Raw genomic sequence first — 18,297 nt, forward strand, 5'->3', positions numbered from 1 at the left:
GGGTTAAAGCAGCTTTTCCAGGGTGTTAAGAACGGTCTCATCCGCCGTGGCGTCAAATTTCCGGGCAAAAAGGCGGCCTTGCGCCCGCTGTTCGCTGATCCAGGGGAGCTCGGCGGAGGTGAGCGTGGCAGGGCTCGGGTCGCCGAGGTGCTTCCAGAGGATGGCCCGGCGGTCGTCGTTGACTACGGTGGAGGCGAGCGGGCTGTTACAGAGGATGCTCTGGAAGAGGCTTTCGTCGGGGATGCCGCTGTGGCGCAGCCAGGCGGTGATCTGGAGCGCCTGCGGGTCGGTCACAATATAGCTGGCGGCTTCCCGGGAAAGGATGACGTGATTGGAGCCGCCCCGGTACTGAAACCCCTCCGGGAGGCGACGGCGAAACCCCGGCACGCTGGGGATCTGGCCGCTCCACCCGAGGAGCGCCCGGACGCGGCGACCGATAAAGGGCAGTTGGAGAAAATCCTCCAGCGGGGCGCATTCAAAGTAATACCGGCCGATCCGGTCATCGAGGTTCTTCCAGAGCCGGTTGGCGAACGGGTCGAACCAGCTCACGAAGGATTGCGCGGGCGTGGAAGCGAGATCGGCCTGGATGGCGGCCTGGGAACGGAGCGGGAAATCCTGCCCACTGAGGGTGATAAGGTGCGTCCACGAGCCATCGGCCTCCAGCGCCTGGCGGATGGCCTCCAGCTGGACGCCGATGACGCTGAAGCGGCCCCAGAAGATCCGCCTCGGCTTCAGGAAGCGCACGCCGGGGATGGCTGCGCAGAGCCGGGCGAGTTCGCGGTGCTCCGCCTGGGGCGAGCGCTTTTCGTAATGGACAAAGCAGGCGTTCCCCGGGCCGTCGAGGGCCCGAATCAAGCGGGCGGTCTGGGCGGGATTCTTGTGAGCCAGGATGCAGTAGGCAAGGCCCATGGCGCGGAGGGGGGCGGTGGTTATTTTTCGAACACCCAGGAGTAGAGCCGCAACCCGATGATCCAGAACTTGGTAGCGGCGCGGGGCTGGATTCTCCAGGCGTTATAGAGGTACTCGGAGGCTTCCATCGGGTGGGCGCGCTGGACGATCCGGGCCGCGGCCACCCAGGCCCCGGAGGCGTAGTCGATGCGCACGTCCTGCGGAATGAGGTTCCAGGTAAGGTGCTTATCAAACACGCGGGCACAGGCCACGGCCATCTCGTCGGCGTGGGAGGAAAGGGCCTCGCTGTGTTTGCGGTAGCGGCAGGTGTTCTTGCCGGTGTAGACGAAGCGGCCCCCTACCCGGGCGCAGCGCAGCCACATCTCGCGGTCCTCGACGTAGCGGAAGGAGGGATCGAAGCCGCCGGAGCGCTCCCAGAGGGACTTGCGCATGACGGCGGACGACGGCTGGATGATGTAGTCGCCTTCGAAGAGCGAGAGCGGGAAGGCGGCGATGGTCTCGGCGCTCGGGGCGCGGACTTCGATTTCGCGGCCCGTGTCGCTGTCGAATAACACCGAGCCGCCGTGGGCCAGGTCGGCGCCGGTGGAGGTGATCCGCTCGATGGTGACCTGGAGGTGATCCGGCTCCCAGATGTCGTCGGCGTCGAGCAGCGCGATCAAGTCCGAGCGGCTGGCGGAAATGCCGCTGTTGCGCGTGGCGGGCAGGCCCTGGTTGATCTCGTTGCGCAGGTAGCGCACCGGCTGGGGCACCCGGGCGGCGAACTCGTTCACGATCTGCTCCGTGCCGTCGCGCGAACCGTCCTCGGTGACGATGAGTTCCCAGTCTGTGAAGGTCTGGCAGCGCACGGATTCGAGCGCGGCGGGAAGGTATTTCTCCGCGTTGTAGGCGGGGATGCAGATGCTGACGCGCGCGATGGAGTTCTTGGCCGGAAGCTCGGGGTCGGCGACGATTTCGTTGAACTGGCTTTTCTCCTCCCAGCCGGAGCCGAAGTGCCAGGTCGATTTAAAGCTGCCGCCGGAGGATTTCAGCCACCGGGCGAAGATGCCGCAGGGCAGAGTGCGGCCGCCACGGGATTCATGGAGAGCCAGTTCGCCGGACTCCACTTCGCCGCCGCGCTCCCGGGCCAGCTCCATCAAGTTAAAGCGGTAGGCAAGCTGGGAATACCCCGAGGCGTACCCGTTGAGGAGGAAGAACAGCGGCGCTTCGCTCAAGAGCCCCCGGCAGGCTTCCAGGAGCGGGACGAAATCGCTCTCGATCTGCCACACGTCACCGTCCGGGCCGCGCCCAAAGGCGGGCGGGTCCATGATGATGGCGTCGTAGCGGTTGCCGCGCCGCAGCTCGCGCTTCACGAAGGCCTTGGCGTCGTCAACGATCCAGCGGATCGGCTTATCGGCCAGGCTGGAGATGGCGGCGTTCTCGCGGGCCCAGCCCACCGCCGCCTTGGAGGCGTCCACATGGCATACCTTGGCCCCGGCCTGGGCACAGGCAAGGGTGGCCCCGCCAGTGTAGCCAAAGAGGTTCAAGACGGAGATTTCGCGCCCGGCAGCGCGGATGGCGTCGCGCATCCAGGTCCAGTTCGGCGCTTGCTCGGGGAAAAGGCCGGTGTGTTTGAAGGCGGTGGGGCGGATGTGGAAGGAGAGGCCGCTGAAATTGATGGTCCACTTCTCCGGCACGGGCTGGGAGAAGTCCCAGTGCCCCTCGCGGCCTTCGCGGACAAAGGTGCCCTGGGCCTGTTTCCAACGGGTGGGCTCGGCCTTGCGCCAGAGGGCCTGGGGATCGGGACGGCGCAGGATGACGCCGCCGTAGCGTTCGAGCTTTTCCCCCTCGCCGCTGTCGATCAGCTCATAATCAGCGGAAGATTCGGTGACGAGAATTTGGGGAATCATGGGGTCGTGTTTTTGCGCTTCGGTTGTATTAGCGATGGACGGAGCGCCGTTGGCAATCTCTTTTCGTCAGCAAGCCCTTACTTAAGGTGCAACCAGAGGGTGCGGGCCCCCTCCCCGGCGGGGAAATCGGGCAGCGCCGCTTCGTAGTGGAACTCCCCGCCCCGGCGCACCATCTTCAAGGCAAAGCGCGCCGTGCGCTCCAGGGCCGTGCGGTCGAGCTTGGTGCAGTTGGTGGAGATGAGGACGGAGGCCCCGGGGGCGGCCAGCTCCAGGGCGGCGTGCAGCAGCGTGCCGATCTGCTCCTCCACCTGCCAGCGACGGCCTTTGTTCCCTCGCGAAAAGGTGGGCGGGTCGAGGATGATCGCGTCGAATTGATCCCCCCGGCGCACAAGGCGCGGCAGGACGTCAAGCACGTCATCGGCGATGAAGCGGTGGCCGTCGGTGGAGAGGCCATTCAGGGCGAAGTTGGCCCGGCCCCGGTCGAGCGATTTCTTGGATAGGTCGACGCTGACGGTCTGCGCCCCGCCGAGCGCGGCGACCAGCGAGAAGGAGCAGGTGTAGGAGAAGGTATTAAGGAGCCGCTTGGGCGCGCGGGCGCGAACGTAGGCCCGGTTGGCCCGCTGATCTATAAAGAGCCCCGCCGAATAGCCCGCGCCGAAGTCAATGCCGTAACGCACGCCCCGTTCGGTGACCACCATTTCGAGCGGCAGCGAGGGGGCGCCCCAGGCGAGCACGGGCGAAACGCGCTCGGCATTCTGGCGGGGCAGAAAGCGGGTAAAAACGCGCGAAATCGCAAAATTCGCCCTCTGGGCCCACTCTTGCACCCCGGCGCAGAGGGCGTCCCGGGCCGCGTCGGTTTTGTGGGAGATGAGCACGTCATCGCCAAGGCGCTCCACCCAGGCGCTGGGCGAGGTGAAAAGCCGGTGGGCGGTCGTTCCCTCGCTATCGAAGGCGGCAAGCAGTTCGTTGGAAATCCAGCGGTTCATGGCGAAAAAGGAGGGCACCTTAGCAGCCTTGCCAGGCGGGCGCAACTTTGCTTGCTTTCGCCTCCGGAGAGGGTACGCTGCCCTCGTCTTTTAAACCACCCGATAAACCTTGTGAAACCCGTCTTAGGTTGCCTCATTGCCGTCGTTGTCGCCCTCGTCCTTATTGTCGTCGTTGGAGCCGTCACGGCCATCGGCGGATACAATCGCCTGACCACGCTTGATCAGGCCGTTAATGCCCAGTGGGCGCAGGTCCAGAACGTCTACCAGCGCCGCTCGGACCTCATTCCGAACCTGGTCTCCACCGTTTCCGGCGCGGCGAATTTCGAGAAATCGACCCTCACCGAAGTCACCAACGCCCGCGCCTCGGTGGGCCGGGTGCAGATCAACCCGGGCTCCGCCCCGAGCGATCCGCAGAAGTTGAAGGAATTCGAAGCGGCCCAGGGCGGCCTCTCCTCCGCGCTCTCGCGTCTGCTCGTCGTGGCCGAGAATTACCCCAACCTGAAAGCCAACAGCAATTTCCAGGCACTCCAGGCGCAGCTTGAGGGAACGGAAAACCGCATCAGCGTCGAACGGGGCCGCTTCAACGAAACCGTGCAATCCTACAACACGACGCTGCGCCGCTTCCCGCTGGTGCTCATCGGGCCGATCATGGGATTTTCCCAGAAACCGTATTTTGCCGCCTCGCAGGGCGCGGAAGTTCCGCCGAAGGTCGATTTCAACTTCGGAAGCCCGGCCGCCAGCCCCGCGAAGTAGGAAAGGGGCGCTATGTCTTGCCGCCGCACGCATTGGAAGCGTGGGATTTGCCTGATCCTGTGGGTCTTTCTCCTGGGCTGCGCGCTAGCCCCTGCCCGGGAGGTCATGCCGCCCCCGCCCAAAGCCTACTTTAACGACTACGCCCACGTCGTTCGCCCCGAGCTCGCCCGGCAGCTCAACGCCCAGCTCGCCCAGTTCGAGCGCGATACCTCCAACCAGATTGTCGTCGCGGTGTTCCCTAAAATGGAGACCGACTCGTCAGTCGAGGACTACACCGTGCGGATCGCCCATGCCTGGCAAGTCGGCCAGAAGGGGCGCAGCAACGGGGCCGTGCTTTTCGTGTTCGTCCAGGACCACAAAATGTACATCCAGGTGGGCTACGGCCTGGAGGGGGTTCTTACAGACTACCTTTGCCACCAGATCATCGCCAACGACATCAAGCCCCGCTTCCAGGCGGGCGACTACGGCGGCGGCCTTTCCGCCGGGGTCAGCGCCATGATGGCCGCGGCCCGGGGCGAATATAAAGGCACCGGCAAGACCGTGGCGGAACGAAAACGGAAGGCTGACGATGGCCCCGGGTGGTTTGTGCTGATCCCGTTTCTGATCCTGATCTTCGTTTTCCTAAAAGTCCTGCGCGCCTTCGGCGGCGGAGGCGGCTGGGGAGGCGGAAGCGGATTCTCCGGCGGCGGCCCGATTATCTTTGGGGGCGGAGGCGGCGGGGGCGGCTTTAGCGGTGGTGGAGGCGGCGACGGAGGAGGGTTCAGTGGCGGTGGCGGCGACTTTGGAGGCGGCGGAGCCGGAGGAGACTGGTGATGAAACCAAAATTATTCCTGGAAAAACTCGATGACCGGAAGATCGCGGAGGCTATTGCCAAGAGCGAGAGCCACACTTCCGGCCAGATTCGCGTCTTCATCTCCAGCAAGGACGACGTGGTGGACCCGCTCGAACGCGCCAAGGCCCGCTTCCAGGCGCTCGGAATGGACGGCACCCGCGAACGCAACGCCGTGCTGATCTACTTCGCCCCGCACACGCACAAATTTGCCGTCGTGGGCGACACCGCCGTCCATGAACGCTGCGGGGAGGTATTCTGGACCGAGCTGATCGCCGTCATGCGCGAGGCGCTCAAAAAAGAGCAGTTCACGGAAGCCGTCATCCTGGCCGTTGAAACCTGCGGCACGCTCCTGGCCAAGCACTTTCCGCCCACCCCGGGAGGCGGCGACGAGCTGCCCAATGAGGTGGAGCGGGATTAACGTAGCGAATGACGTAGCGGAGGAATTAAACCTCCACGTCGCCTTCGAAAACAAAGTCAGCTGGGCCGGTGAGCGTCACGTTGCGGAAAGCGCCTCTGCCCTCCTCCTCGAACCCCACGCTGAGCGTGTCGCCGCCGAGAACCTTCACAGCCACGGGGCTCTTGGCTCCGGTCAGTTCATGGAAAATCAGTGCGCTGGCGGTTACGCCCGTGCCGCAGGCCAGCGTCTCCCCCTCCACGCCGCGCTCGTAGGTGCGGATCTCCAGCGTCTGGGCGTCCACGGGCAGGATGAAGTTGGCGTTCGTCCCCTTGGGGGCAAAGTGCTCGTGGTAGCGCAACCCGGAGCCGTATTCCTGCACCGGCACGGCCTTGAGGTCCTCGACCACGACGACCGCGTGCGGCACACCGGTATTGACCGAATGCACGGTGAGCGTGGTGCCGCCCGGCAGCGTCAGGCTTTCGCGCAGGGCGAGGTCCTTCGGGGCGCTCATTGAAAGCCGGACGTTCTCGCCCACAAGCTCGGCGGAAATGATCCCGGCCTCGGTTTCAAAGCGAATCCGGTCGGTTCTCCCGGCCAGACGGCCCGCGAACCGGGTAAAACAGCGGGCTCCATTGCCGCACATTTCCACCTCGCCGCCGTCGGCGTTGTAGTAGCGCATCCGGAAATCCGCGCCGCTCCGGGCGGGCTCCACGGCGATCAACCCATCGGCCCCCACCCCCCGGTGGCGATCGCACAGCCGGGCGATTGTCTCGCGGCTGAGGTGGATTTCGTCCCGGCGGTTGTCGACCATCACAAAGTCGTTCCCCGCGCCGTTCATCTTCGTAAAGTGCAGGATCATATTGGTTTTTTTATCCTACTCCGTGCCGCGCGCCATGTCGAGCCCCCTGCAAATCGGCACGGCCTTCCTTGCCTTGGCTGGAGATTGCGGTTATGTAGGAGATCTGCTCGATGAATCTGCTCGACTCCATGGAACGCCGCTTCGGCCGCTACGCCCTTCCCGGCTTGGTGCGGCAAATTGTCATCCTTAATGCCCTGGTTTACCTGCTGAACCTCTGGAACCCGGCGCTCATTTCCTACCTGGACCTCAACCCCGGCGCGGTGCTCCACGGCGAGGTCTGGCGGCTGGTGACGTATATTTTCATCCCCAACTACGGCAGTGTGCTGGGGACGCTCTCTGGAGCCGCGGCAAGCACCACGGACGCCATTTTCGTTATCTTCAGCCTGCTTTTTCTCTGGTGGATCGGCACTGCACTGGAGGAGGCGTGGGGCACCTTCCGCCTGAACGTCTTTTACCTGATCGGGATGATCGGCACGACGATTGCCGCGTTCCTTTTCGGCGCGAGCTTCTCCAACGGGATGCTTAATCTGTCGCTTTTCTTCGCCTTCGCGTGGTTCTACCCAGAGGCGCAGATGTATTTCATCATCCTGCCGGTGAAGGTGAAGTGGATGGCGTGGTTCTTCGCCGTCTCGGTGCTGTGGCAATTTCTCTCCCTGGCGAGCTTTGCCTACGGCATGGCGCTCGTGGCGGCGCTGCTCAATTACCTCTTATTTTTCGGGCCACAGATCGTCGCGCGCCTGCGCCAGCGCCGGGAGGTCGGGGCACGGCGGGAGGCCTACCGGAGCGCCTCTATCCCGGAGGAGGAGCCGCTCCACCGCTGCGCTGTGTGCAAGAGGACGGACGTCTCCAACCCTGAACTGGATTTCCGCGTCGCCGCCGACGGTAACGATTACTGCATGGAGCACCTCAATCAAGCCCCCCGGTAGGGCGCGCGCACAACCTCATGGATTTTATCCACATCGTCCTGACCATCTTTGCCGCTCTGGACGTTGCAGTCTGGGCGCTCTGGAGGTTTCTCGCGCGGAAAATCTGGCTCGCGGCGGCGTGGCCCGCACGGGTCCTCTTTCACGGCTTTTTTGTCTTGCAGCTCGGGTTTGTGGCGCTGGTTTTGCGGGCCGTTCACGGCGGCTCCACCACGCACTTCTCCACCCCGTTACTTTACCTGGTCTACCTGTGGCACCTGCTCCTGGCCCCGCTCTTCCTGGTCGGCTGCGCCCTGGGGCTGACGGGAAGCGGGGCGCTTAGCCTTTTCCGCTGGGCGCGGCCCCGGAGCGCGAAAGAGGCGGCCCCGGCGGTTGCCTCCGGCGTTTCCCGCCGCCAGTTCCTGGGAACCGTGGCTGCGCTGGCTCCGCCCCTGCTGGCTGGCTCCCTGACCCTTTTCGCGGCTGGGCAGAGCAGTAACTTCCGCATTCGCCGCTACACCATTCGCCTCCACGACCTCCCCAAGGCGCTCGATGGCATGACAATCACGCACCTATCGGACCTGCACGTGGGGCCGTTTACCTCTCCGGAGTTTCTGCTTTCGGTCGTCAACGCCGTCAACGAGCTCAAAGCCGATCTGAACGTCTTCACCGGCGACCTCATCAACAACGACCCCGAATACATGCTGCGGGCCATCGATGCGCTGCGGGCCATGGAGCCAGAGATCGTGGCCATCAAGGGCAACCATGACCAGAATACGCGCCGGTTTTCGTTCGAGGAGAACCTCCGGGCGGGGGGCGTCTGCCTGCTCGTCAACCAGACCGCGACCCGGACGGTCCGGGGCGTACCGGTTCAGCTGCTGGGGCTGCGCTGGGATGGGCCGCAGAACTGGCAGGACCGGGGCGACGAGCGCCGCTTGCGCACCTCCGTGGACGAGCTTCTCAAACAACGCAACCCGGCCGCCTACCCCATCCTGCTGGCCCACCACCCGCACGCCTGGGATTACTGCGGCGACATCGCCCTCACCCTCTCCGGCCACACCCACGGCGGGCAATTAATGCTCAACGAGGACCACGGCTTCGGCCCGGCGATGTTCCGCTACTGGACCGGCCTCTACAGGCGTCCGATCGGCCCGGGGCAGCCGAATCAGACGCTTGTGGTCTCCAACGGCATCGGCAACTGGTTCCCGCTACGGGTCAATGCTCCGGCGGAGATTGTCCACCTCACGCTACAGCGGGGATGATGATCGTCCACGCAAAGAAAACCGATTTACAAACCCGGGGCGCATCCCCTAGCTTGGAGGCATCTCCTTCCATGAAAGTGCTTGTTTTGTTCGTACTCGTTTCCTCCACCCTGCTTCTGTGCGGCTGCGCAACGGACCCCGAGGATCGCTCGTTCTTCGAAACCGGCTGGCGTCACCCCGGGCAAAATGACAGCCGGATGAAGCAGTAAGCCCGGGCGCTGTTGAACCCCGCCTACCGCTGCGGCCACCGTTTGCCGATCAACCAGCCGACCAAAGCGGCAAGGGGCAGAAAGAAGGGCATCGTAAGGGCCAGCACGCCGATGGAAAGATCGGACCCGCCCGGGTGAAAAATGGCGGAGCGCACCATCAGCAACAGCGGAGCCGCGACGGCTATCGCGGCGGCGAGGACGGCGCCTTTGAAGGCGTAGGCGTTTTCGGTCATGGGTCGGAGCTGTGTCGTTTTAAAAAACCAGCCGCACCTCTACGCCCGCTCTCCCCTCCCCTGCAAGACAAATTCCCGCTGCTTGCTCCCGGGCCCGCGAACGGCTAAGTTTGCCCTCCCAACCCTATGGCGGATTTATTTGAAACCGACGACGAAAAGGCCCGGGCGGCGAACCCACCCGTAACGGAGGCTGCGCCGCTCGCCGCCCGGATGCGCCCGCAGTCGCTCGACGAGGTGATCGGGCAGACGCACCTCCTGGGCGAAGGAAAGCCGCTCCGGCTGGCGTTCCAGTCAGGGAAGCCGCATTCGATGATCTTCTGGGGGCCGCCCGGGGTGGGCAAGACGACTTTGGCCCGGCTTTCTGCGACGGCTTTCGAATGCGAGTTTATCGCGCTCTCGGCGGTTTTCTCCGGGGTGAAGGATATCCGGGCTGCCGTGGATCAAGCCCGGGAAAACCAGGCCCGGGGCAAGCAGACGATCCTGTTCGTGGACGAGATCCACCGCTTCAACAAGAGCCAGCAGGACGCGCTGCTGCCTTACGCGGAAAGCGGGCTGGTGACGTTCATCGGGGCGACGACGGAAAACCCCTCCTTTGAGGTGAACTCGGCGCTTCTTTCCCGCGCTCAGGTCTACGTTCTCAAGCCGCTGACTGCCGAAGAATTAAAGCAGCTCTTACGGCGAACCCAGGAACGGGCGCTCGGCCATCTTGCGATCGACGACTTGGCCGTGGATACGATTGTGGGCTATGCCGACGGCGATGCCCGGCGGCTCCTAAACTTGCTCGAACAGTGCAACACGGCAGCGGTTTCGGCAGGCGTTGAGCGGATCGACGCGGATTTCATCCAAAACGCCCTGACGCTGAACTCCAGGCGTTTTGACAAGGGGGGAGATAATTTCTATGACCAGATTTCCGCCCTGCACAAGTCGGTGCGCGGGTCCAACCCCGACGCGGCGCTTTACTGGCTGTGCCGGATGCTCGACGGCGGGGCCGATCCCCGCTACCTCGCGCGGCGCATCATCCGCATGGCTTGGGAGGACATCGGGCTGGCCGATCCGCGGGCGGCTCAGGTCGTCAATGCCGCCGCCGAGACCTATGAGCGGCTGGGAAGCCCGGAAGGCGAGCTGGCCCTGGCGCAGGCGGTGATCTACCTGGCCGTGGCCGCCAAGAGCAACGCCGGGTACATGGCTTACAACGAGGCCATGGCGTTCGTAAAGCAGGACAAGAGCCGCGAAGTGCCGGTACACCTGCGCAACGCCCCCACCAAGCTGATGAAAGAGCTGGGCTACGGGCACGCCTACCGCTATGCCCACGATGAGCCGCATGCCTACGCGGCTGGGGAAACGTATCTGCCCGAGGACATGGCCGAACCGGGCTGGTACCGCCCGGTGCCAAGAGGCCTGGAGCTCAAAATCGGCGAAAAACTCGCGCAGCTCAAAAAGTGGGACGAAGAAGCTGGGAAGAACGGCTAGAACGCTACCACTTGACCCGCCCGCCGAGCGCGCGGCTCAGGGTCAATTCGTCGGCGTGTTCGAGGCCGCCGCCCGCCGGGAGCCCTTGGGCAATGCGCGTAATCGACACGGGCAGTTCTTTCAAGAGCCCCGCCAGGTAGTTCGCCGTTGCCTCTCCCTCGACATCCGCGCCTAGGGCCAGGATGACTTCGGTCGGGTGGCCCTGGCGAACACGTTCCAGGAGTTCGCCAATGCGCAGATCCTCTGGGCCCACATGGTCGAGCGGCGAGATGCGCCCCCCGAGCGAATGGTACAGGCCCCGGAACGCTCCGGTGCGCTCCAGCGGCAGAATATCGGTAGCCTGCTCGACCACGCAGAGCAGATCCCCCGCCCGCGTCTCGTCACGGCAGATTTCGCAGAGCGGCTCGGTGGTGAAAAACCCACACTGGCGGCAGGGATGCACGCTTGCGGCAACGGCGGAAATAGCTGCGGCGATCTCGCTCGTCCGGGCGTTGCGGGCGCTGACCATCCAGAGGGCAATGCGCTCGGCGGAACGGGGGCCGACGCCCGGCATCCGCTTGAGCTGGGCCACCAGTTCCTTGAGAAGGGGCGGGTATTCTGCGCGATTCATGGGAGGAAGCTTATTTTAAGGTCGAAGCCAGGTCCAGCGTGGCGCGCACGAGCGGGTCCTCGGCTCCCTTGGCGTCAAGGCGCAGCGGCTCCAGCAGCCGCACCGCCTCAGCCCACCGCCCCGACCGGGCGTGGATAAGCCCGATCCAGTAGGCGTCGCGGCGCTCCAGCGCCTCGGGCGAAAGCTCCCCCTTCATCCCGAGGGGCTCGTAAATTTCCTCGCGCAGGTTGTGGACCCAGACGAGATCCGCGGGCCGGGCCTCGACCGCGCCCCTGGCCTCGATGTAGGTGCGTTGCCCGAGCAAAAGCCGCGTCCCGTAAAACAGATTGGCTTGGGCCAGCCGCCGCGCGGCCTCGACGGGCTCGCCCACGGCGCCGAAACCGCCCGCCCCCGGCACGCCAAAGACGCCCGCGATGAGGGTCCCCGTCTCGGCGGCGGCGCGAACGTCTGGATCGACGCCCCAGCGCACTTTCGCCGCGTGCCGGAAGGTGTCGATCTGCGGGGTCAGCCCCAGCAGCGCGCGGCAGGCCCGCGCGGCGTGGTCAGGGCTCCCGGCCAGCGCGCCAAAAACGGCGTGAACATGTTCGCCGTCCGCCTCGGTGACCACTCCACCCGCTTCTTTGAAGGCGGCGGAGACCGTGGCGGAGAAGGTGTTGGAGAGCTCGACGAAATCGGCCGCCGGAAGCGTCTCGGCCAGGTCGCGCCGGTTAAACCAACGGCAGACCACCGCCGAGGCGTGGCGTTCCTCGCCTTGGAAAGGGAAAGGCAGCTCGCTTTCGAGCACCCGGTCGAGCGTGGCCGGGGAGACGGTATGGCCCAGGATCGCTTCGATGAGCCGACTGCGGCGGCCCGCGATGGTGCCGCTGTAAAAGAGCCCGAAAAGGGTGGCGAAGACCCCGGCGGCAAGCGTGGCAAAGGGCGGCCAGGCGATCCCCTGCCAGGCGAGCAGCCAGGAGAGCCCGGCCGTTTCGACCAGCGCGATGGCCGCCACGCCGATCTTCAGGGAAAATGCGCCGATCTCGATGGTCGTCCACGCCAACCCGAAGCCGAGCACGAACGCGCCGCTCCACTGCGCCCAGAGCGGCGCGGGGTCGGGGCCAAATACCGCAAGTGTCCAGGCGTTGAAGGCCCCCATGGCCAGGAGGAAATTGGCCAGGCTGGCGGCCAGCGCGCCGGAAACGAGAGTGGCTCGGTAAAATCGCATGGATTCCTAGTTACTACTTGCCTTGGAAGAGCGGCAGGCTCGCTGTGTAGTCTTTGTTTTGCGCTGCCGCCGGGTCGAGCCGCTCGCGGGCTTCCCTCGGCAGGCCCGCCACGGAGGCGTAGGCCCCGGCCAGCCAGAGGCGGTCGGCGGCGGGGGCGGAGATGGAGTCCGCCCAGACGAGGATCGTCGAGGGCATAATTTCGCTCCACGGGATCACGGTGGACGGGTACATGAACTGGACGCCGCTCTCGTCGGCCTTGGCGATGCGGCCGCTGTAGCTGGCGGCGTTGCGCTGGGTCAGCGTGCGGTTGGCCGGGTTGCCGTTAAGGTTTTCGATCACGCGCTTTTTCAGATCGGCGATGAAGGCGACCTTTTTCTTGAGGTCGGCGGCGGCCGCGGCCTCTTTTGCGGAGAGCTTGGCGGCGTCGATATCGGCGGCGGCCTGGGCGGGTTGCATTTCGGCAAGGCGGCGGTCCACATCCGCTTTGAGCACCTTGAGCGAGGTGAGTTTCGGCGCATCGGCAGGCGAAAGCGAGCTCTGGAGCGCCTCGATGGTGACGGCCAGCTCGGAGGCGAGCCGCCCCTGGGTCTTGGCGTGGGAGCGGAGGGTCTTGGCTGTTTTGAGGGCCTCTTTTTTCAGCTCCGGCGAGGTGGCGTTCTTGATGGCGTCGCGCACGGTTCGGTACTGGGCGAAATCATCGCGGTACTTCTGCGCCAGGGGCTTGAACTCCTCCACCCACGCGACGGTGGCTTTCGATTCCAGGAATTTCTGGAACAACGGGTCGGCAGCGTCGAACCGGGCGGCGTCCCATTCCTTGAGGGCGCAGATGTAGTACCCGAAGGGCTCGTAAGCGCCGGTGGTCCACTTGGTTTGCGCCGGGTCCAGGACGCTCTTGGAGCGGGTGCGCACGATGCCGCCGAGGGTCGAGAGGAATTTCTGGGCGCGGTCCTGCTCGTTGCGGTCGGCTCCGGCGAAGGTGTTCTTGGCCAGCGCCGAAGGGATGACTTCCCCGGCGCTCTGGGACTGCCCGGCCTGGAACTGTGCGGCGGCGGCATGGAGCGGCACCCACGGGCGCAGGGCATCCGGCAGGCTCTGGCGGCTCTCCAGGGTGCGGACGGCGGCGGCGGCCACGTCGGCCTTGCCCGCGAGCATCTGTTTGCGCGAGTAGGCCAGCACTTGTTCGGCCGACTCCACGGAGCGGGCCATTTGCTGCTTGGCCAGTTCCTCCGCGCCGCTGTGGCTGCTGATGATGGACTCGCGGAAGTAATAGAGCGTCCCGCCGATCATCATCAGCACGGCGATGGCGCCGAAGATGATGTAGCCGAAAATGGCGTTCTGCTTTTCGTCCTCCACGACCACGCGCGCCTTGGGCTGGCGGGTCTTCCCGGCGTTGCCGAGGAGTTCGTTGCGCGCATACTCAAGGTGCTCGATCAACTCGTCGTAGGAGGCGTAGCGGTCGTTCGGGTTCTTGGCCTGCATCCGGTTGATGACGTAGGCCGTGGGGCTGGAGACGTCCGGCGCGAAGGCCTGCAAGCTGACGACCTGGTTCTTCAAGTGCTTGAGGGCGACGAGGGAGGCGTTCTGGGCCTCGAAGGGCGGGCGGCCCGCCAAGGCGTGGAATAGCGTGCCCCCGAGGCTGTAAATATCGCTGCGGAAATCTTCCGGCTCGTGGTTGAGCTTCTCCGGGGCGACGTAATACGGAGTACCCCAGATCTCTTCCTCGCCCTCGGCGGCCTGCTCCAGCGGCATGGCCAGGCCGAAGTCCACGATCTTGGCGGTATGGGCGTCGGCAAAGAGGATGTTGCCCGGCTTGACGTCGCGGTGGATCAGCCCGACGCGGTAGGCGGCGCGCAAGCCCTGGGCCACCTGGAGGCCGATCTCCAACACCTGCGCCTCGGCCACGCGGCCCTGGAGGCCCATGAGGTCGTCGAGCGAGCCTTTGTCCACGAGCTCCATGGCGATGTAGTAGACGCCCTGGTCGCAGCCGAAGGAGAAAACTTTGACGACGTAGGGGTGCGTTACCGAAGCGGTAATTTTCGCCTCGGTTTCGAGCTTCTGGATGTACTCCTTGTCGTCGTTGTACTCTTTGCGCAGCAGCTTGAGGGCGACGACTCGGTTCAGGTTGACGTCGTTGGCGCGGTAGACCGAGCCCATGCCGCCCGAGGCGATGAATTCCGTGATCTGGAAGTGGTCGAAGCGGTCGCGCACGCGGATGGTCTTGCCGCAGGTGGGGCACTCCACTTCGGTGAAGGGGTCGATTTCAGCAACGTCGAGCCGAGTGCCGCAGTGGGGGCAGGGATGAACGATCGATTCGGTTTCCATGGGGGGAGAGGGCGTTTTAAGAGTTGAGCTGGAGTATTTTGAACGATTATGGTGGCCGGTGCAATCCCTCTATTTTCCTCCATGCCGGAATATTTTGTCTCAACCGAAGCCTCCGGCCTGCGCCTGGACCATTATTTGGCCTCCGAACTGCCCCACCTCTCCCGCTCGCGCATCCAGGCGCTGATCAAGGACGGGCACATCCGGGTGGAGGCGCGGCAGGTGAAGCCCGGGGAAAAGGTGCGGGAAGGCCAGCGCGTAACGGTGGAGGAGCCGGAGCCGACTCCCGCCGCCAACGCCGCCCCGGAGGAGATCCCGCTGGACGTGCTTTTCGAGGATGGCGACCTGGTGGTGCTCAACAAAGCGCCGGGGATCGTTGTGCATCCGGCGGCGGGCAACCCCAGCGGCACGCTGGTCAACGCCCTGCTGCACCATTGCGCCAGCCTTTCGGGGATCGGCGGCGAGCTGCGCCCGGGGATCGTCCATCGGCTCGATAAGGAAACGAGCGGCTGCCTCGTGGTGGCCAAGAACGACGCCGCGCACCAGGCGCTCTCGAAACAATTTGCGGAACGCGAGGTTCTCAAGGTTTACCTGGCCCTGGCCGGAGGGGTGTTTCTCAAAAAGTCGGGGGTGATTGAGACTTTTATCGGCCGCCACCCGGTGCACCGAAAAAAGATGGCCGTGGTGCAGGAAGGCCGGGGGCGCAATGCGGTGACGGATTACCGCGTCGTGCGCGAACTGCCCGGGGCGAGCCTGGTGGAGTGTACGCTCCACACCGGGCGCACGCACCAGATCCGCGTTCACTTAAAGCACCTGGGGCACCCGATCCTGGGCGATGAGCTTTACGGCAAGCGGGGCGCCTACCCGCGCCAGATGCTTCATGCGTGGAAACTCGGCTTCAAGCACCCGCGCACGGGGGAATGGATGCAATTCCAGGCGGCGCTCCCGGCGGATTTCATCGCGGCGGGCGGGGAAATCTAGCTACGCCGAAATAGGACGGCCCGCACCCCCTCCCCGTCCGAAACTTTCGATGTGAAAGTGAAACGTGAAAACACGGACCGCCGTGCCGTGGCCACCTGTGGATTTATCGCCCCGATGAAGCCGAGGCTGGAGACCTCGCTGCCCACGGGCGCGGGCTGGCTCTACGAACTGGAGCTCGAAGGCCGCCGGACCGTGGCGGTGAAACAGGGCGCGCACGTTTCGCTGCATTCGCTTAACGCAAAACAGCTCGATCTCCCGGCGCTGGAACAAGCCGTGGCCCAGCTGCCGTGCAAGACCGCGACGCTCGACGGCCAGGTCGTGGCGCTCGACGCGCAGGGGCGGCCGACGTTCGCCCGGGAGCCGGGGCCGGGGCCGCATCCGGCGCTCTTGCAGGCTTATTATCTTTTCGACCTGATGTTCCTGGACGGCATGAACCTCGTCGCCCAGCCGCTTGCGGAGCGCAAACGCCTGCTTTCCCGGCTGCTCGCGCAGTCCAACTCGGGCCTGCTGCGCCTCTGCGGCAGCCTGCACGGTACCCCGGCGGAACTGCTGGAGCACGCCAAGGCGCTGGGGCTGGAGGGGGTCGTGGCGAAACGTGCCGACTCGCGCTATGAGGCGGATGTCCGCAGCGGGGCCTGGGTGAAGGTCAAGTGCGAGGCCGGGAGGCGGGGACGGGCGTCCGCGAAAACGCCGTCATGATTCCGGCGATATTACGCGATATTCAGGCCGCCGCGGTCTCATGGAGCGGCGACAATGCCCTGCGTCTGAGCGCGGCGCTGGCCTACTATGCGCTGCTCTCGGTAACGCCGCTCATCCTGATCCTGATCGCGCTGGCGGCACTCTTTTACGGCGAGGCGGCGGCCGGGCAGCATGTAGCCGAGCAGATTCGCGGGCTGGCGGGGAATACGGCGGGCGAGGCCATGCTTTCGCTCGTGCGCAACGCTCACCAGAGCCGCTCCGGCGCAGTGGCGGTGATCGGCGGCACGGTGCTGCTCTTTATTGGCGCTTCGGGGGTGTTTGGGGAGCTGAAGGCGGCCATGAATTCGATCTGGGGGGTGACGGCTGCACCGGGGAAGACGCTCCGGTCGTTTTTCGGGCAACGGCTGATCTCGATGCTGGCGATTTTGGCGATCGGCTCGGTCCTGATCATTGCCGTGGCGGCGAGCGCGATTCTTTCCGCGGTGATCTCCTCGGGGTTCATCCCCATGCCCGGGGGCGGGGCGCGGCTCTTTGACTTCTCGCTTACGATGCTGGTAACGATGGTGCTGTTTCTGGCGCTCTTTGTCATTCTGCCTGATGTGCGGATTCGGTGGGCCGATGTCTGGCTGAGCGCGGCGCTGACGGCGTTTCTTTTTACCTTGGGGAAATTTCTTATCGCGCTTTACCTGGGCACGACCGGAGTGGCTTCCAGCTATGGCGCGGCGGGGTCGGTTATCGTTATTCAGCTATGGGTTTATTACTCTGCGTGCATTTTGTTTTTTGGCGTCGAGCTGACCAAGGCAACCACGCTGCGGCGAAGAGGGACCATCACGCCACGGGGAAGCTCCGTGCGGGCCGAGGACCTGCCTAAGGACTAGGATGCCGGGGCTCCGCCCCAGCCCCGGCAAGGTGTCAAAGGATTTCCGCCGCTTTCGTAAGGCTTTGGTTCTGTGCGCCTTCTGTCGTGCCTTACGAAAGGGATGATCGCATAAAGACGCAAGAAATGGAAGCCGTTTGTCCTAGTTTTGTCATGGTGGAAACTTCGAGAACACGCACGGCGCTGGTCTTCGATCACTTCCATGTCGTCAAGCTGGCCAACGAAAAGATTGACGAACTGCGCCGGGTGTTGTGGCGCGAGGCCGGCATTTTGCAGCGCAACGCCATCAAAGGCAGCCGCTAACTGCTGTTGATGGGAGCCGAGAACCTTCCAGAAACCAAGCGCGAGAAGCTTGCCGAGGCGCTGCGGTTCAACGAACCGCTCTCGGTTGCCTACTACCTCAAGGAGAAGTTGCGCCTGCTTTGGAGCAGCCAAGCCTGAGCGCCATGAGCGCGTTTTTGCAAAACTGGTGCGCCAAGGCGTTGGAGAGCGGCATCGTCCAGATGATGAGCCTTGCCAAGACGCTCAGCGGCCACGCCCTGGGCATCTTGAACTACTTCCACTTCCCCATCTCCAGCGGCAAACTCGAAGGCATCAACAATAAGGTCGGCTGCCTCAAACGCGCCGCCTACGGTTACGCCGCGCTGACCGCCGCATCGACGGCTGCCGGCGTGGCCACCAACGCCATGAACAGCGTGGATACCAACCGCGCGTCGGCCACCCAAGAAGCCACTCCTTCGGTCTTCCAAGTGCAGGTGATCGGCTATGGAATGTATGACGACAGCACCACGGATGCAAAAAGACAGTCGAACAACATGGTCGGGCCTGCGACGGCTACCGCAGAGGTCATCTTTGCCAAGCAAAATCCGTAGCGATCAGGAAAATCATGAGGAGTGGAAGATACAGCA

19 protein-coding genes and 2 pseudogenes are annotated in these 18,297 nt (G+C 64.5%); 12 read left to right on the forward strand and 9 right to left on the reverse strand.

Features of this window, described 5'->3' with window-relative positions; genetic code table 11:
* Positions 1–3: 3 nt before the first annotated feature.
* The 4 genes and pseudogenes from B2828_RS03340 to B2828_RS03355 all read right to left on the reverse strand — a co-directional run bounded on the left by B2828_RS03340 (position 4) and on the right by B2828_RS03355 (position 3,781).
* The gene (locus tag B2828_RS03340; RefSeq protein ID WP_479632267.1) at positions 4–909 is read right to left on the reverse strand and encodes a beta-1,6-N-acetylglucosaminyltransferase; all 906 of its coding nucleotides are present in this window, start codon (positions 907–909) and stop codon (positions 4–6) included.
* A 20-nt stretch (positions 910–929) separates the two neighbouring features.
* Entirely contained in the window at positions 930–1,964 is a 1,035-nt protein-coding gene (locus B2828_RS03345; protein ID WP_479632291.1) for a glycosyltransferase family 2 protein, read from the reverse strand.
* Positions 1,938–2,795: pseudogene (locus tag B2828_RS03350) on the reverse strand (class I SAM-dependent methyltransferase); the annotation flags it as partial. The gene B2828_RS03345 and the pseudogene B2828_RS03350, both read right to left, overlap by 27 nt.
* A 77-nt stretch (positions 2,796–2,872) precedes the next feature.
* Positions 2,873–3,781 (reverse strand): class I SAM-dependent methyltransferase, encoded by a 909-nt coding sequence (locus B2828_RS03355; RefSeq protein WP_479632268.1) that lies wholly within the window; start codon positions 3,779–3,781, stop codon positions 2,873–2,875.
* 111 nt (positions 3,782–3,892) lie between these two features.
* Here B2828_RS03355 and B2828_RS03360 point away from each other — a divergent pair, with 111 nt between their 5' ends.
* Genes B2828_RS03360 through B2828_RS03370 form a run of 3 tightly spaced genes read left to right on the forward strand, consistent with a single transcriptional unit; the run spans position 3,893 to position 5,784 of the window.
* Complete coding sequence (locus tag B2828_RS03360) at positions 3,893–4,534, forward strand: LemA family protein (RefSeq protein ID WP_479632269.1); 642 nt, start codon at positions 3,893–3,895, stop codon at positions 4,532–4,534.
* 12 nt (positions 4,535–4,546) lie between these two features.
* Positions 4,547–5,347, forward strand: a complete 801-nt coding sequence (locus B2828_RS03365; RefSeq protein WP_479632270.1) for a TPM domain-containing protein — start codon at positions 4,547–4,549, stop codon at positions 5,345–5,347.
* Positions 5,347–5,784, forward strand: a complete 438-nt coding sequence (locus B2828_RS03370; RefSeq protein WP_479632271.1) for a TPM domain-containing protein — start codon at positions 5,347–5,349, stop codon at positions 5,782–5,784. Before B2828_RS03365 ends, B2828_RS03370 begins: the two co-directional genes overlap by 1 nt.
* A gap of 25 nt (positions 5,785–5,809) precedes the next feature.
* Here B2828_RS03370 and dapF read toward each other — a convergent pair whose 3' ends face one another.
* Positions 5,810–6,622: a diaminopimelate epimerase gene (gene dapF, locus B2828_RS03375; protein WP_479632272.1), complete on the reverse strand. Its 813-nt coding sequence runs from the start codon at positions 6,620–6,622 to the stop codon at positions 5,810–5,812.
* 110 nt (positions 6,623–6,732) lie between these two features.
* On the opposite strand from dapF, the gene B2828_RS03380 reads away from it, so the two are divergent.
* The 3 genes from B2828_RS03380 (at position 6,733) to B2828_RS03390 (ending at position 8,995) form a co-directional block, all read left to right on the forward strand.
* Positions 6,733–7,548, forward strand: a complete 816-nt coding sequence (locus B2828_RS03380) for a rhomboid family intramembrane serine protease (protein WP_479632273.1) — start codon at positions 6,733–6,735, stop codon at positions 7,546–7,548.
* Between the two features lie 17 nt (positions 7,549–7,565).
* Positions 7,566–8,786 carry a metallophosphoesterase gene (locus tag B2828_RS03385; protein WP_479632274.1) on the forward strand — a complete coding sequence of 407 codons (1,221 nt, stop codon included), beginning with the start codon at positions 7,566–7,568 and terminating at the stop codon, positions 8,784–8,786.
* Positions 8,787–8,857: 71 nt separating this feature from the next.
* Positions 8,858–8,995 carry a hypothetical protein gene (locus tag B2828_RS03390; RefSeq protein WP_479632275.1) on the forward strand — a complete coding sequence of 46 codons (138 nt, stop codon included), beginning with the start codon at positions 8,858–8,860 and terminating at the stop codon, positions 8,993–8,995.
* A gap of 23 nt (positions 8,996–9,018) precedes the next feature.
* Here the strand turns inward: B2828_RS03390 and B2828_RS03395 are convergent, their stop codons facing one another.
* The gene (locus B2828_RS03395; RefSeq protein ID WP_479632276.1) at positions 9,019–9,228 is read right to left on the reverse strand and encodes a hypothetical protein; all 210 of its coding nucleotides are present in this window, start codon (positions 9,226–9,228) and stop codon (positions 9,019–9,021) included.
* A gap of 126 nt (positions 9,229–9,354) precedes the next feature.
* Here B2828_RS03395 and B2828_RS03400 point away from each other — a divergent pair, with 126 nt between their 5' ends.
* Positions 9,355–10,698 (forward strand): replication-associated recombination protein A, encoded by a 1,344-nt coding sequence (locus B2828_RS03400; protein WP_479632277.1) that lies wholly within the window; start codon positions 9,355–9,357, stop codon positions 10,696–10,698.
* A 4-nt stretch (positions 10,699–10,702) separates the two neighbouring features.
* On the opposite strand, the gene recR is transcribed toward B2828_RS03400, so the two are convergent.
* Genes recR through B2828_RS03415 form a run of 3 tightly spaced genes read right to left on the reverse strand, consistent with a single transcriptional unit; the run spans position 10,703 to position 14,835 of the window.
* Complete coding sequence (recR, locus tag B2828_RS03405) at positions 10,703–11,308, reverse strand: recombination mediator RecR (RefSeq protein WP_479632278.1); 606 nt, start codon at positions 11,306–11,308, stop codon at positions 10,703–10,705.
* 10 nt (positions 11,309–11,318) lie between these two features.
* The gene (locus B2828_RS03410) at positions 11,319–12,512 is read right to left on the reverse strand and encodes an adenylate/guanylate cyclase domain-containing protein (protein ID WP_479632279.1); all 1,194 of its coding nucleotides are present in this window, start codon (positions 12,510–12,512) and stop codon (positions 11,319–11,321) included.
* A 13-nt stretch (positions 12,513–12,525) separates the two neighbouring features.
* Complete coding sequence (locus tag B2828_RS03415; protein WP_479632280.1) at positions 12,526–14,835, reverse strand: protein kinase domain-containing protein; 2,310 nt, start codon at positions 14,833–14,835, stop codon at positions 12,526–12,528.
* Between the two features lie 81 nt (positions 14,836–14,916).
* On the opposite strand from B2828_RS03415, the gene B2828_RS03420 reads away from it, so the two are divergent.
* The 5 genes and pseudogenes from B2828_RS03420 (at position 14,917) to B2828_RS03440 (ending at position 18,261) form a co-directional block, all read left to right on the forward strand.
* The gene (locus B2828_RS03420; protein WP_479632281.1) at positions 14,917–15,813 is read left to right on the forward strand and encodes an RluA family pseudouridine synthase; all 897 of its coding nucleotides are present in this window, start codon (positions 14,917–14,919) and stop codon (positions 15,811–15,813) included.
* A 57-nt stretch (positions 15,814–15,870) separates the two neighbouring features.
* Complete coding sequence (locus B2828_RS03425; protein ID WP_479632282.1) at positions 15,871–16,512, forward strand: ATP-dependent DNA ligase; 642 nt, start codon at positions 15,871–15,873, stop codon at positions 16,510–16,512.
* Positions 16,509–17,390, forward strand: a complete 882-nt coding sequence (locus tag B2828_RS03430) for a YihY/virulence factor BrkB family protein (RefSeq protein ID WP_479632283.1) — start codon at positions 16,509–16,511, stop codon at positions 17,388–17,390. Before B2828_RS03425 ends, B2828_RS03430 begins: the two co-directional genes overlap by 4 nt.
* A gap of 152 nt (positions 17,391–17,542) precedes the next feature.
* Positions 17,543–17,830, forward strand: a pseudogene (locus B2828_RS03435) (transposase).
* Between the two features lie 5 nt (positions 17,831–17,835).
* Positions 17,836–18,261 (forward strand): transposase, encoded by a 426-nt coding sequence (locus tag B2828_RS03440; protein ID WP_479632284.1) that lies wholly within the window; start codon positions 17,836–17,838, stop codon positions 18,259–18,261.
* Positions 18,262–18,297 lie beyond the last annotated feature (36 nt).

The sequence above is a fragment of the Spartobacteria bacterium UBA695 genome (assembly GCA_002298145.1).
Classification (GTDB): domain Bacteria; phylum Verrucomicrobiota; class Verrucomicrobiia; order Chthoniobacterales; family Chthoniobacteraceae; genus UBA695.

Bases quoted from the DNA above. Each gene is read 5' to 3' on its own strand.
- B2828_RS03390 (WP_479632275.1), top strand. From the start codon at position 8,858: ATGAAAGTGCTTGTTTTGTTCGTACTCGTTTCCTCCACCCTGCTTCTG.
- B2828_RS03410 (WP_479632279.1), bottom strand. From the start codon at position 12,512: ATGCGATTTTACCGAGCCACTCTCGTTTCCGGCGCGCTGGCCGCCAGC.
- B2828_RS03395 (WP_479632276.1), bottom strand. From the start codon at position 9,228: ATGACCGAAAACGCCTACGCCTTCAAAGGCGCCGTCCTCGCCGCCGCG.
- B2828_RS03400 (WP_479632277.1), top strand. From the start codon at position 9,355: ATGGCGGATTTATTTGAAACCGACGACGAAAAGGCCCGGGCGGCGAAC.
- B2828_RS03340 (WP_479632267.1), bottom strand. From the start codon at position 909: ATGGGCCTTGCCTACTGCATCCTGGCTCACAAGAATCCCGCCCAGACC.
- B2828_RS03385 (WP_479632274.1), top strand. From the start codon at position 7,566: ATGGATTTTATCCACATCGTCCTGACCATCTTTGCCGCTCTGGACGTT.
- B2828_RS03380 (WP_479632273.1), top strand. From the start codon at position 6,733: ATGAATCTGCTCGACTCCATGGAACGCCGCTTCGGCCGCTACGCCCTT.
- B2828_RS03430 (WP_479632283.1), top strand. From the start codon at position 16,509: ATGATTCCGGCGATATTACGCGATATTCAGGCCGCCGCGGTCTCATGG.
- B2828_RS03440 (WP_479632284.1), top strand. From the start codon at position 17,836: ATGAGCGCGTTTTTGCAAAACTGGTGCGCCAAGGCGTTGGAGAGCGGC.
- B2828_RS03420 (WP_479632281.1), top strand. From the start codon at position 14,917: ATGCCGGAATATTTTGTCTCAACCGAAGCCTCCGGCCTGCGCCTGGAC.
- B2828_RS03365 (WP_479632270.1), top strand. From the start codon at position 4,547: ATGTCTTGCCGCCGCACGCATTGGAAGCGTGGGATTTGCCTGATCCTG.
- recR (WP_479632278.1), bottom strand. From the start codon at position 11,308: ATGAATCGCGCAGAATACCCGCCCCTTCTCAAGGAACTGGTGGCCCAG.
- B2828_RS03370 (WP_479632271.1), top strand. From the start codon at position 5,347: ATGAAACCAAAATTATTCCTGGAAAAACTCGATGACCGGAAGATCGCG.
- B2828_RS03415 (WP_479632280.1), bottom strand. From the start codon at position 14,835: ATGGAAACCGAATCGATCGTTCATCCCTGCCCCCACTGCGGCACTCGG.
- B2828_RS03355 (WP_479632268.1), bottom strand. From the start codon at position 3,781: ATGAACCGCTGGATTTCCAACGAACTGCTTGCCGCCTTCGATAGCGAG.
- dapF (WP_479632272.1), bottom strand. From the start codon at position 6,622: ATGATCCTGCACTTTACGAAGATGAACGGCGCGGGGAACGACTTTGTG.